11 protein-coding genes and 1 tRNA gene are annotated in these 12,176 nt (G+C 50.9%); 4 read left to right on the top strand and 8 right to left on the bottom strand.

Translation table 11 applies throughout. The annotated features are described in order from the left end of the window. Window positions 1–88 precede the first annotated feature (88 nt). From BEG40_RS08790 to pnuC, 3 genes are all read left to right on the top strand, one after another. Window positions 89–164: transfer RNA gene (locus tag BEG40_RS08790), tRNA-Lys, on the top strand. A gap of 278 nt (window positions 165–442) precedes the next feature. Further along, window positions 443–1,486 carry a quinolinate synthase NadA gene (nadA, locus tag BEG40_RS08785; RefSeq protein WP_105285249.1) on the top strand — a complete coding sequence of 348 codons (1,044 nt, stop codon included), beginning with the start codon at window positions 443–445 and terminating at the stop codon, window positions 1,484–1,486. A 37-nt stretch (window positions 1,487–1,523) separates the two neighbouring features. Beyond that, a complete protein-coding gene (pnuC, locus tag BEG40_RS08780) occupies window positions 1,524–2,243 on the top strand; it encodes a nicotinamide riboside transporter PnuC (protein ID WP_105285248.1) in 720 nt (239 codons plus the stop codon). Here the strand turns inward: pnuC and zitB are convergent. Together zitB and BEG40_RS08770 are read right to left on the bottom strand one after the other, a co-directional pair. Next, entirely contained in the window at window positions 2,240–3,175 is a 936-nt protein-coding gene (gene zitB, locus BEG40_RS08775; RefSeq protein WP_000951314.1) for a CDF family zinc transporter ZitB, read from the bottom strand. The genes pnuC and zitB overlap by 4 nt on opposite strands. Before the next feature lie 113 nt (window positions 3,176–3,288). Next, window positions 3,289–3,669, bottom strand: a complete 381-nt coding sequence (locus BEG40_RS08770; RefSeq protein ID WP_000784348.1) for a YbgS-like family protein — start codon at window positions 3,667–3,669, stop codon at window positions 3,289–3,291. 315 nt (window positions 3,670–3,984) lie between these two features. On the opposite strand from BEG40_RS08770, the gene aroG reads away from it, so the two are divergent. After that, window positions 3,985–5,037 (top strand): 3-deoxy-7-phosphoheptulonate synthase AroG, encoded by a 1,053-nt coding sequence (gene aroG / locus BEG40_RS08760; RefSeq protein WP_001109203.1) that lies wholly within the window; start codon window positions 3,985–3,987, stop codon window positions 5,035–5,037. A 158-nt stretch (window positions 5,038–5,195) separates the two neighbouring features. Here the strand turns inward: aroG and gpmA are convergent, their stop codons facing one another. The 6 genes from gpmA to modF all read right to left on the bottom strand — a co-directional run bounded on the left by gpmA (window position 5,196) and on the right by modF (window position 12,133). Continuing rightward, window positions 5,196–5,948: a 2,3-diphosphoglycerate-dependent phosphoglycerate mutase gene (gene gpmA / locus BEG40_RS08755; protein ID WP_001295305.1), complete on the bottom strand. Its 753-nt coding sequence runs from the start codon at window positions 5,946–5,948 to the stop codon at window positions 5,196–5,198. Window positions 5,949–6,150: 202 nt separating this feature from the next. Beyond that, a complete protein-coding gene (gene galM / locus BEG40_RS08750) occupies window positions 6,151–7,191 on the bottom strand; it encodes a galactose-1-epimerase (RefSeq protein WP_000931407.1) in 1,041 nt (346 codons plus the stop codon). Continuing rightward, window positions 7,185–8,333, bottom strand: coding sequence for a galactokinase (gene galK / locus BEG40_RS08745; RefSeq protein WP_105285247.1), 1,149 nt, complete (start codon window positions 8,331–8,333; stop codon window positions 7,185–7,187). Before galK ends, galM begins: the two co-directional genes overlap by 7 nt. Before the next feature lie 3 nt (window positions 8,334–8,336). After that, window positions 8,337–9,383 (bottom strand): galactose-1-phosphate uridylyltransferase, encoded by a 1,047-nt coding sequence (galT, locus tag BEG40_RS08740; protein WP_000191508.1) that lies wholly within the window; start codon window positions 9,381–9,383, stop codon window positions 8,337–8,339. Window positions 9,384–9,392: 9 nt separating this feature from the next. Further along, the gene (gene galE, locus BEG40_RS08735) at window positions 9,393–10,409 is read right to left on the bottom strand and encodes a UDP-glucose 4-epimerase GalE (protein WP_105285246.1); all 1,017 of its coding nucleotides are present in this window, start codon (window positions 10,407–10,409) and stop codon (window positions 9,393–9,395) included. A gap of 251 nt (window positions 10,410–10,660) precedes the next feature. Continuing rightward, window positions 10,661–12,133 carry a molybdate ABC transporter ATP-binding protein ModF gene (gene modF / locus BEG40_RS08730; protein ID WP_105285245.1) on the bottom strand — a complete coding sequence of 491 codons (1,473 nt, stop codon included), beginning with the start codon at window positions 12,131–12,133 and terminating at the stop codon, window positions 10,661–10,663. Between the last annotated feature and the right edge of the window lie 43 nt (window positions 12,134–12,176).

The raw sequence follows: 12,176 nt of genomic DNA, 5'->3' as shown, positions 1-12,176 counted from the left end.
GAGCAGTTGACTTTTAATCAATTGGTCGCAGGTTCGAATCCTGCACGACCCACCATCCTGAATGATTAAAGCAGCATAATCCCGCAAGGGGTCGTTAGCTCAGTTGGTAGAGCAGTTGACTTTTAATCAATTGGTCGCAGGTTCGAATCCTGCACGACCCACCAATGTAAAAAGGCACCCTAAAGGTGCCTTTTTGCTATTCAAGCATCCCTCAATTTCAATTCTTAAACCTGATGACATACTTCGTGCTTGCTGTGCAAACAACTCTACGTCGGTGGAGTAAGCTACATAGCATCGCATCCGGCATCTCATACGTAATTCGAGTGACTTTTCTCCACCATTCGGCTATCTTGTTTAGCATATAAAACAAATTAAACCGATAGTGGCGAATATTACGCTTTATGTCGGTCTAAATGTTAAGCCTGTAAAACGAGATGGCAAGATGAGCGTGATGTTTGATCCTGAAGCGGCGATTTATCCTTTCCCCCCGAAGCCGACACCGTTAAGCATTGATGAAAAAGCGTATTATCGCGAGAAAATAAAACGTCTGCTAAAAGAACGTAATGCGGTGATGGTCGCCCACTACTATACCGATCCCGAAATTCAACAGCTGGCGGAAGAAACTGGCGGCTGTATTTCTGATTCTTTAGAAATGGCGCGCTTTGGTGCCAAACATCCCGCTTCAACGCTACTCGTAGCCGGGGTGAGATTTATGGGAGAAACCGCCAAAATTCTCAGCCCGGAAAAGACAATTCTGATGCCGACACTTCAGGCTGAATGTTCACTGGATCTAGGCTGCCCAATTGAAGAATTTAACGCATTTTGTGATGCCCATCCCGATCGTACTGTTGTGGTCTACGCTAACACTTCTGCTGCGGTAAAAGCGCGAGCAGACTGGGTGGTAACTTCAAGTATTGCTGTTGAACTCATTGATCATCTGGATAGTCTGGGTGAAAAACTCATCTGGGCACCAGACAAACATCTGGGGCGTTACGTACAAAAACAGACGGGCGCAGATATTTTATGCTGGCAAGGCGCCTGCATTGTGCATGATGAGTTTAAGACTCAGGCGTTAACCCGCTTACAAAAACAATACCCTGATGCAGCCATACTGGTGCATCCGGAATCACCACAAGCTATTGTCGATATGGCGGATGCGGTCGGCTCCACAAGTCAGTTGATCAATGCTGCGAAAACATTGCCGCATCAGCGCCTTATTGTGGCAACTGACCGGGGTATCTTCTACAAAATGCAGCAGGCGGTGCCAGACAAAGAGTTACTGGAAGCACCAACCGCTGGCGAGGGAGCAACCTGCCGTAGCTGTGCGCATTGCCCGTGGATGGCTATGAATGGCCTCCAGGCCATCGCAGAGGCATTAGAACAGGAAGGAAGCAATCACGAGGTTCATGTTGATGAAAGGCTGCGAGAGAGGGCGCTGGTGCCGCTCAATCGTATGCTGGAATTTGCGGCTACACTACGTGGATAACGAATAATAAGGCGTAACGTTACGCTTTGGGGGAAAGATGGATTTTTTTAGTGTACAGAATATCCTGGTACATATACCAATAGGGGCGGGCGGTTATGATCTCTCATGGATCGAAGCGGTAGGCACGATCGCCGGGTTGCTGTGTATTGGCCTTGCCAGTCTGGAGAAGATCAGCAACTACTTCTTTGGCCTGATCAACGTCACCTTGTTTGGCATTATTTTCTTTCAGATTCAGCTGTATGCCAGCCTGCTATTACAGGTGTTTTTCTTTGCCGCGAATATTTACGGCTGGTATGCGTGGTCGCGACAAACCAGTCAGAACGAGGCGGAGTTGAAAATTCGCTGGTTACCATTGCCGAAGGCATTAACCTGGCTGGCGGTTTGTGTCATTGCTATTGGTCTGATGACGGTATTTATCAATCCGGTGTTTGCATTTTTGACCCGCGTGGCAGTCATGATCATGCAAGCATTAGGATTACAGGTTGCGATGCCTGAACTGCAACCGGACGCTTTCCCGTTCTGGGATTCCTGCATGATGGTGTTATCTATCGTGGCAATGATTCTGATGACGCGTAAGTATGTGGAAAACTGGCTGTTGTGGGTGATTATTAACGTGATTAGCGTCGTTATTTTTGCACTTCAGGGCGTTTACGCCATGTCTCTGGAGTACATCATCCTGACCTTTATTGCGCTCAACGGCAGCCGGATGTGGATCAACAGCGCACGCGAAAGAGGTTCACGCGCGCTATCTCATTAATGGTGATGATGTGAATGGCCAGACACTCCTTCATTAAGGTGGCAGTCTGGCCCATGACAAGGTTGATATTCCATCTGAATGGTGGCGTGCTCAATCTGATAGTGATCCATCAGATAATGTTGGATCGTATCCAACAACGCGTCATGATCGTGTGGCGGGATCACCTGCACATGCAGCGTCATTACTGGCTTTTCACCCACCATCCACACGTGTACATGGTGCACATTGCGGACTTCCGGGATTTCCCGACACATACGACGCTTCAGTTCAGCGATATCCAGCGACACCGGCGCACCTTCAAGTAATTCATTCACGCTGTCTTTCAATAACCGCCACGCGCTGCGCAGAACCAGAAGCGACACCAGTATCGAGAGAATAGGGTCAGCAGGTGTCCAGCCGGTCCAGATAATAATCAACGCGGCAATAATAGCCCCAACCGAACCCAGCAGGTCCCCGAGCACATGCAGTGCCGCTGCTCGCACGTTGAGGTTTTTCTCTTCGCTGCCGTGATGAAGTAACCAGAAAGAAAGTATATTTGCCAGCAACCCAGCCACGGCAATTGCCATCATCATGCCGCCCTCGACCGGACGCGGCGTGCGGAAGCGTTCTATCGCCTCCCAGACAATCAAAATGGTAATCACCACCAGGGCAATGGCATTCACAAACGCCGCGAGTGTGGTCAACCTGAGCCAGCCGAAAGTGTGGCGAATGGTGGGCGGACGACGAGAAAATTGTACGGCAAGCAGGGCGAAAAGCAGGGCAGCAGTATCGGTAAGCATATGTCCTGCGTCGGCCAGCAACGCCAGAGAACCTGAGAGAAAACCGCCAATAACCTCAACCAGCATAAACCCGGCAGTCACGCCGAAAGCATACAACAAGCGACGAGCATTATTATCTTCTGGCAGGTGTGAAGATGTGTGTGAGTGCGCCATGACGAGTCATCCCTTAATTAATCTCACTTAACTTTATGACATCATACCGCTTTTAGAGGGGAAAAATTAAAAGGGAGAGACTCTGCTCTCCCGGTATTGGCTTTTTGGCAGAGTTACTGCGTAGTACCGTCGGTTTTGGTATCGACATCATTGTTGATGCCATCGCCAGTTTGTACTTTTTTATTAATGTCCGGGCAGCGACCATCTTTGCACATCGTATTTTTGTGCTCTTCATCTTTGGTCATGCCGTCATTGTTCATTGAAGAACCATCCGGATGCAACATTGTGCCGCCAGAACCGGTATTTACCCCGTTATTGTCGACGTTATTTGGTGCGACATTTTCACGGGCGTCCGGGGCAACCTGACCCGCATCAGCTGCGGCGTTTGCCTGGCCATTATTGGTTTGCGCTCCGCTATCGGCGGCCAGTGCGGCACCGCTGGCAAGGCTTAGAGTGGCAGTCAGAAAAAGTGTGGCCAGTTTTGTCATTTTCATAGGATGCTCCTGTTATGGTCGTTATGTCGGATAACCTCTTCCAACAGTGCATTTGCAGGTGAATATCAGGTAATGGTTTAAGATTTCAGCCAGAAGAATAAATCCAGCAGAGAATCTTGAAAAAATTAATAAACAGAGAAGTTACAGTTAGAAATTGTAGGTCAGATCTCGTTATTCGCGACAATCTGGCGTTTTTCTTGCTAATTCCAGGATTAATCCGTTCATAGTGTAAAACCCCGTTTACACATTCTGACGGAAGATATAGATTGGAGGGATTGCATTCACTAAGATAAGTATGGCAACACTGGAACAGACATGAATTATCAGAACGACGATTTACGTATCAAAGAAATCAAAGAGTTACTTCCACCTGTCGCACTGCTGGAAAAATTCCCCGCTACCGAAAATGCCGCGAATACGGTTGCCCATGCCCGAAAAGCGATCCATAAGATCCTGAAAGGTAATGATGATCGCCTGTTAGTGGTGATTGGTCCTTGCTCAATTCATGATCCGGTAGCTGCTAAAGAGTATGCCACTCGCTTGTTGGCGCTGCGTGAAGAGCTGAAAGACGAGCTGGAAATCGTTATGCGCGTCTATTTTGAAAAGCCGCGCACCACGGTGGGCTGGAAAGGGCTGATCAACGATCCGCATATGGATAACAGCTTCCAGATCAACGACGGTCTGCGTATAGCCCGTAAATTGCTGCTTGATATTAACGACAGCGGTCTGCCAGCGGCGGGTGAGTTTCTCGATATGATCACCCCACAATATCTCGCTGACCTGATGAGCTGGGGCGCAATTGGCGCACGTACAACCGAATCGCAGGTGCACCGCGAGCTGGCGTCTGGTCTTTCTTGCCCGGTAGGTTTTAAAAATGGCACCGATGGTACGATTAAAGTGGCTATCGATGCCATTAATGCCGCCGGTGCGCCGCACTGCTTCCTGTCCGTAACGAAATGGGGGCATTCAGCAATTGTGAATACCAGCGGTAACGGTGATTGCCATATCATTCTGCGCGGCGGTAAAGAGCCTAACTACAGTGCGAAACACGTTGCTGAAGTGAAAGAAGGGCTGAACAAGGCGGGTTTACCGGCGCAGGTGATGATCGATTTCAGCCATGCAAATTCGTCCAAACAGTTCAAAAAGCAGATGGAAGTTTGCGCTGACGTTTGCCAGCAAATTGCCGGTGGCGAAAAAGCTATTATTGGCGTGATGGTGGAAAGCCACCTGGCGGAAGGGAACCAGAGTCTGGAAAGCGGTGAGCCGCTGGCCTATGGCAAGAGCATCACCGATGCCTGCATCGGCTGGGAAGATACCGATGCTCTGTTACGTCAACTGGCGAATGCAGTAAAAGCGCGTCGCGGGTAAGGTTTAATTGTCGGATGCACCGCCAGAGTGGCGTATCCGATTAATCACCGTAGGCATGATAAGACGCGCAGCGTCGCATCAGGCAATGTGCTCCATTGTTAGCAACAAAAAAGCCGACTCACTTGCAGTCGGCTTTCTCATTTTTAAACGAATGACGTTTACTTCGCTTTACCCTGGTTAGCCACCGCCGCTGCTTTCGCTGCGATCTCGTCAGCATTACCCAGATAGTAGCGTTTCAGCGGTTTGAAATTCTCGTCGAACTCATACACCAGCGGCACGCCAGTCGGGATATTCAGCTCAAGAATCTCTTCTTCGCTCATGTTGTCGAGATATTTCACCAGTGCACGCAGGGAGTTCCCATGAGCGGCGATGATCACGCGCTCACCGCTCTTCATACGCGGCAGAATGGTTTCATTCCAGTAAGGGATCACGCGGTCAATGGTCAGCGCCAGACTTTCAGTCAGCGGTAGTTCTTTCTCGCTCAGCTTCGCGTAACGCGGATCGTGACCCGGATAACGCTCATCATCTTTAGTCAGCTCCGGCGGAGTCACCGCAAAACCACGACGCCACTGTTTCACCTGCTCGTCGCCATACTTTTCAGCGGTTTCCGCTTTGTTCAGACCCTGCAACGCACCGTAGTGACGTTCGTTCAGTTTCCAGGATTTCTCAACGGGCAGCCATGCTTGATCCAGTTCGTCCAGCACATTCCACAGAGTATGGATAGCGCGTTTCAGCACCGAGGTATAAGCAAAGTCAAAGCTGTAACCTTCCTCTTTCAGCAGCTTACCTGCTGCTTTTGCTTCGCTTACGCCTTTCTCAGACAGATCCACGTCGTACCAACCGGTGAAACGGTTTTCTTTGTTCCACTGACTTTCGCCATGACGAACCAGAACTAGCTTAGTTACAGCCATATACTTACTCCTCAAATCATTATTAAATGATAATAATTCTCATTATATTGCCGTGACGAAGCAACAGCAATGCTTACGCATAACCATAGCGAAAATAGTGTCGCAGTGTAAGGTTGTTGTGAATATTGAGTTGCAAATATGTCGGTGTTTGCTGGTGATTTGAGCAATATGAGGATAAAGCCCTCATCACGAGGGCTTAAAATTATTCAGCAATAAACTGATATTCCGTCAGGCTGGAATACTCTTCGCCAGGGCGCAGGAAGCAGTCCGGCTGCGGCCATTCAGGGTGGTTCGGACTGTCTGGCAGAAATTCGCTTTCCAGCGCCAGTCCTTGCCAGTCGGCGTAAGGTTCGGTTCCCCGTGACGGCGTACCGCCGAGGAAGTTGCCGGAGTAGAATTGCAGAGCCGGAGCGGTGGTGTAGACCTTCAGCTGCAATTTTTCATCTGCTGACCAGACATGCGCCGCCACTTTCTTGCCATCGCCTTTGGCCTGTAACAAGAACGCGTGATCGTAACCTTTCACTTTGCGCTGATCGTCGTCGGCAAGAAACTCACTGGCGATGATTTTGGCGCTGCGGAAATCAAAAGACGTCCCGGCGACAGATTTCAGACCGTCGTGCGGAATGCCGCCTTCATCAACTGGCAGATATTCGTCCGCCATAATCTGCAGTTTGTGATTGCGCACGTCAGACTGCTCGCCGTCGAGGTTGAAATAGACGTGGTTAGTCATATTCACCGGGCAAGGTTTATCAACCGTGGCGCGATAGGTAATAGAGATACGGTTATCGTCGGTCAGACGATACTGCACCGTCGCGCCGAGATTCCCCGGAAAGCCCTGATCGCCATCTTCTGAAGTCAGGGCAAACAGCACCTGACGATCGTTCTGGTTCACAATCTGCCAGCGGCGTTTGTCGAACCCTTCCGGGCCGCCGTGCAATTGGTTGACGCCCTGACTTGGCGAAAGCGTTACGGTTTCACCGTCAAAGGTATAACGGCTATTGGCGATACGGTTGGCATAACGACCAATAGAGGCTCCCAGAAACGCAGCCTGATCCTGGTAGCATTCAGGGCTGGCGCAGCCAAGCAGCGCCTCGCGGACGCTGCCATCGGAAAGCGGAATACGGGCTGAAAGTAAAGTCGCACCCCAGTCCATCAGCGTGACTACCATCCCTGCGTTGTTACGCAAAGTTAACAGTCGGTACGGCTGACCATCGGGTGCCAGTGCGGGAGTTTCGTTCAGCACTGTCCTGCTCCTTGTGATGGTTTACACACGTAAAAAGTCTCTTTAATGCCTGTTTTTGCTTCATATTGTTCAGCGACAGCTTGCTGTACGGCAGGCACCAGCTCTTCCGGGATCAGCGCGACGATACAGCCGCCAAATCCGCCACCGGTCATGCGTACGCCACCTTTGTCGCCAATCACAGCTTTGACGATCTCTACCAGAGTGTCAATTTGCGGTACGGTGATTTCGAAATCATCGCGCATAGAGGCATGAGACTCCGCCATCAGCTCGCCCATACGTTTCAGGTCGCCTTGCTCCAGCGCGCTGGCAGCCTCAACGGTACGGGTGTTTTCGGTCAGGATATGACGCACGCGTTTCGCCACTGTCGGATCCAGTTCATGCGCTACGGCGTTGAATTCTTCAATGGTGACATCGCGTAGGGCTGGCTGCTGGAAGAAACGCGCACCGGTTTCGCACTGTTCACGACGGGTGTTGTATTCGCTGCCAACCAGGGTACGTTTGAAGTTACTGTTGATGATGACGACAGCCACACCTTTCGGCATGGAAACTGCTTTGGTCCCCAGTGAGCGACAGTCAATCAGCAAGGCATGATCTTTCTTGCCGAGTGCGGAAATTAGCTGATCCATGATCCCGCAGTTACAGCCAACAAACTGGTTTTCTGCTTCCTGACCGTTAAGCGCGATTTGTGCGCCGTCCAGCGGCAGATGATAAAGCTGCTGCAATACGGTTCCGACCGCCACTTCCAGTGAGGCGGAAGAACTTAACCCTGCACCCTGCGGCACATTGCCGCTAATCACCATGTCCACACCGCCGAAGCTATTGTTACGCAGTTGCAGATGTTTCACCACGCCACGAACGTAGTTAGCCCATTGATAGTTTTCATGCGCGACAATGGGCGCATCAAGGGAAAACTCGTCAGTCTGATTTTCATAATCGGCTGCCATCACGCGAATTTTACGGTCATCGCGTGGCGCACAGCTAATTACAGTTTGATAATCAATCGCGCAGGGCAGAACGAAACCGTCGTTGTAGTCGGTGTGTTCGCCAATAAGATTCACGCGCCCAGGCGCCTGAATGGTATGAGTGGCAGGGTAGCCAAATGCGTTGGCAAACAGAGATTGTGTTTTTTCTTTCAGACTCATTTCTTACACTCCGGATTCGCGAAAATGGATATCGCTGACTGCGCGCAAACGTTCTGCTGCCTGTTCTGCCGTCAGGTCACGCTGGGTCTCTGCCAACATTTCATAACCGACCATAAATTTACGTACAGTGGCAGAGCGCAGCAGAGGTGGATAAAAGTGCGCATGTAACTGCCAGTGTTGATTCTCTTCGCCATTAAACGGCGCGCCGTGCCAGCCCATAGAGTAGGGGAAGGAACACTGGAAGAGGTTGTCATAACGACTGGTCAGCTTTTTCAATGCCAGCGCCAAATCGCTGCGCTGGGCGTCGGTCAAATCGGTGATCCGTAATACGTGGGCTTTGGGCAGCAGTAGCGTTTCGAACGGCCAGGCAGCCCAGTAAGGCACAACGGCTAACCAGTGTTCGGTTTCGACAACGGTACGGCTACCGTCTGCCAGTTCACGTTGGACATAATCCACCAGCATTGGCGATTTCTGTTCGGCGAAATATTCTTTTTGCAGGCGGTCTTCACGCTCAGCTTCGTTAGGCAGGAAGCTATTTGCCCAAATCTGACCGTGCGGATGCGGGTTAGAGCACCCCATCGCCGCACCTTTGTTTTCAAAAACCTGCACCCACGGGTATGTTTTCCCCAGTTCTGCGGTTTGCTCTTGCCAGGTTTTGACGATTTCCGTCAATGCTGCAACGCTGAGCTCTGGAAGCGTTTTACTGTGATCCGGTGAAAAGCAGATCACCCGGCTGGTGCCACGTGCGCTCTGGCAACGCATCAGCGGATCGTTACTTTCCGGCGCGTCTGGCGTGTCGGACATCAGCGCCGCAAAGTCATTGGTAAAAACGTAAGTCCCGGTGTAATCGGGGTTTTTATCGCCTGTCACCCGCACATTACCTGCGCAAAGGAAGCAATCTGGATCGTGCGCAGGTAACACCTGTTTGGCTGGCGTTTCCTGCGCCCCCTGCCAGGGGCGCTTAGCGCGGTGCGGTGAAACAAGAATCCATTGCCCGGTGAGCGGGTTATAGCGGCGATGTGGATGATCAACGGGATTAAATTGCGTCATGGTCGTTCCTTAATCGGGATATCCCTGTGGATGGCGTGACTGCCAGTGCCAGGTGTCCTGCGCCATTTCATCGAGTGTGCGCGTTACGCGCCAGTTCAGTTCACGGTCGGCTTTGCTGGCGTCCGCCCAGTAGGCCGGAAGGTCGCCCTCGCGACGCGGTGCAAAATGATAATTAACCGGTTTGCCGCAGGCTTTGCTGAAGGCATTAACCACGTCCAGCACGCTGCTGCCTACGCCAGCGCCGAGGTTGTAGATGTGTACGCCTGGTTTGTTCGCCAGTTTTTCCATCGCCACGACGTGACCGTCCGCCAGATCCATTACGTGGATGTAATCGCGTACGCCAGTACCGTCTTCGGTCGGATAATCGTTACCAAAAATCGCCAGCGAGTCGCGACGGCCTACAGCAACCTGGGCGATGTATGGCATCAGGTTATTCGGAATGCCTTGCGGATCTTCGCCCATATCGCCCGACGGATGCGCGCCAACCGGGTTGAAGTAGCGCAGCAGGGCAATGCTCCAGTCCGGCTGGGCTTTTTGCAGGTCGGTGAGGATCTGTTCCACCATCAGTTTGCTTTTGCCGTAAGGGCTTTGCGGTGTGCCGGTCGGGAAGCTTTCAACGTATGGAATTTTGGGCTGATCGCCATAAACGGTGGCGGAGGAGCTAAAAATAAGGTTTTTGACGTTAGCGGCGCGCATGGCGCTAATCAGGCGCAGAGTACCGTTGACATTGTTGTCGTAATATTCCAGCGGTTTTTGTACCGATTCGCCAACGGCTTTCAGCCCGGCGAAGTGGATCACGGTGTCGATAGCGTGATCGTGCAGGATCTCGGTCATCAACGCTTCGTTACGGATATCGCCTTCAACAAACGTTGGATGTTTGCCGCCTAAACGCTCGATAACAGGCAGTACGCTGCGCTTACTGTTACAGAGGTTATCAAGAATGATGACATCATGACCGTTTTGCAGTAATTGCACGCAGGTATGACTTCCAATGTAACCGCTACCACCGGTAACCAGAACTCTCATAATTCGCTCCATTAGGCTTATGGTATGAAATAACCATAGCATAACAAAGATGCGAAAAGTGTGACATGGAATAAATTAGTGGAATCGTTTACACAAGAATTTAGCCATTTTTTATGTGCGATTAATTGATTATAAAATAGAGGGTTTATGAATGATTGCGCTTTTTATCTGAAAAAAAGTCGCGTTTTCATGCCTGGATGCGTTAAACCGTAGGCCGAATAAGGCTTTCACGCCGCATCCGGCACAGTCACTCAATTTATTTTGGTAAGCGCATAACGATAGAGGTCACCGTCTGGCACGAACTCCAGACGATGGGTAATACAGGCAGGCGCATCTTCAGCGTGGTGCGAAACAAACAACAACTGCGTTTCACCTTCGCTAATCAGCACATCAACAAATCTACGGATAAGCTGGCGATTCAGCGGATCAAGCCCTTGCAATGGTTCATCAAGAATAAGCAACGTCGGATGCTTCACCAGTGCGCGGACGATCAATGCCAGACGCTGTTGCCCCCAGGAAAGGCTATGGAAAGGGGCGTCTGCGGTGCGTTTATCAATGCCGAGAATATCCAGCCACTGCTGCACCAGTTTGTGCTGGCGATCCGAAACGGCCTGATAAATGCCAATCGAATCAAAATAGCCAGAAAGAATCACATTACGCACGGTAGTGCTGACCCGGTAATCCAGATGCAAACTGCTGCTGACATAACCAATATGTTTTTTGATATCCCAGATGGTTTCACCGCTGCCGCGACGCCGACCAAACAGCGTTAAATCGTTGCTGTAACCTTGCGGATGATCGCCCGTGATCAGGTTTAATAACGTCGATTTTCCCGCGCCATTTGGCCCGACAATTTGCCAGTGCTCGCCAGGATTCACCTGCCAGCTAAGGTTGTTAAGTATGGGGCGATCGTTATAAGAAACCACGCCGTTGTTCAGCACAATGCGCGGTTCGCTGGCGGGTAATGAGTGACGCGCTGAAGGCTCATCCGGTTCCGGCAGTTGCACACCATCAAGTCGCTCGCTGTGCGCCAGTTGCGCGACGAGAGCTTGCTGGAGCAGTTCCTCTTTAGCGCCCGTTTCTGCTAACGTGCAATCCGCCAGCACTCCGGCAAACTGGACAAATTCCGGGATCTCATCGAAGCGATTGAGCACCAGTACCAGAGTAATACCGGACTGATGTAACGAGGCGAGCAGTTCTGCCAGTTGCTGACGTGAGGCAACATCAAGACCATCGAACGGTTCATCAAGAATCAGTAAATCAGGGTCTGACATTAGCGCCTGACAGAGCAGGGTTTTACGCGTCTCGCCAGTGGAAAGGTATTTAAATCGTCGGTCGAGGAGGGCGGTAATACCGAACTGCTGCGCCAGTTGCAAACAACGCTGTGCATCTTTAACTTCATCCTGAATGATCTCAGCCGTGGTACGCCCGGTGTCATTTTCGCCAGGACTAAGCATATCGGTATTATTCCGCTGCCATTCGTCGCTGACGAGCTTTTGCAATTGCTCGAAGGAGAGACGAGTGATGTGGGAAAACTGGCTTTGCCGTTCACCTTTCAAAAGCGGAAGTTCCCCCGCCAGCGCGCGAGCCAGCGCCGACTTCCCGCTACCATTTGAACCGACAAACGCCCAACTATCACCCGCGTTTAACGTTAGCTGAGACAATTGCAGCGTTTTTGTGTCGCTAAGACGAAACGTGCCTTGCAAAATTTGCAACGATGACATTTTATATCCCATTTTTTGCAGCGATTACTGACAGGGATACTTG

The sequence above is a fragment of the Escherichia sp. MOD1-EC5495 genome (genome assembly GCF_002965965.1).
GTDB lineage: Bacteria > Pseudomonadota > Gammaproteobacteria > Enterobacterales > Enterobacteriaceae > Escherichia > Escherichia ruysiae.
This window is presented reverse-complemented; position numbering and strand designations above follow the sequence as displayed.

What these genes read in the sequence shown, in the direction of transcription:
- nadA (WP_105285249.1), top strand. Translation starts at nt 443, where the DNA reads ATGAGCGTGATGTTTGATCCTGAAGCGGCGATTTATCCTTTCCCCCCG.
- pnuC (WP_105285248.1), top strand. Translation starts at nt 1,524, where the DNA reads ATGGATTTTTTTAGTGTACAGAATATCCTGGTACATATACCAATAGGG.
- zitB (WP_000951314.1), bottom strand. Translation starts at nt 3,175, where the DNA reads ATGGCGCACTCACACACATCTTCACACCTGCCAGAAGATAATAATGCT.
- BEG40_RS08770 (WP_000784348.1), bottom strand. Translation starts at nt 3,669, where the DNA reads ATGAAAATGACAAAACTGGCCACACTTTTTCTGACTGCCACTCTAAGC.
- aroG (WP_001109203.1), top strand. Translation starts at nt 3,985, where the DNA reads ATGAATTATCAGAACGACGATTTACGTATCAAAGAAATCAAAGAGTTA.
- gpmA (WP_001295305.1), bottom strand. Translation starts at nt 5,948, where the DNA reads ATGGCTGTAACTAAGCTAGTTCTGGTTCGTCATGGCGAAAGTCAGTGG.
- galK (WP_105285247.1), bottom strand. Translation starts at nt 8,333, where the DNA reads ATGAGTCTGAAAGAAAAAACACAATCTCTGTTTGCCAACGCATTTGGC.
- galT (WP_000191508.1), bottom strand. Translation starts at nt 9,383, where the DNA reads ATGACGCAATTTAATCCCGTTGATCATCCACATCGCCGCTATAACCCG.
- galE (WP_105285246.1), bottom strand. Translation starts at nt 10,409, where the DNA reads ATGAGAGTTCTGGTTACCGGTGGTAGCGGTTACATTGGAAGTCATACC.
- modF (WP_105285245.1), bottom strand. Translation starts at nt 12,133, where the DNA reads ATGTCATCGTTGCAAATTTTGCAAGGCACGTTTCGTCTTAGCGACACA.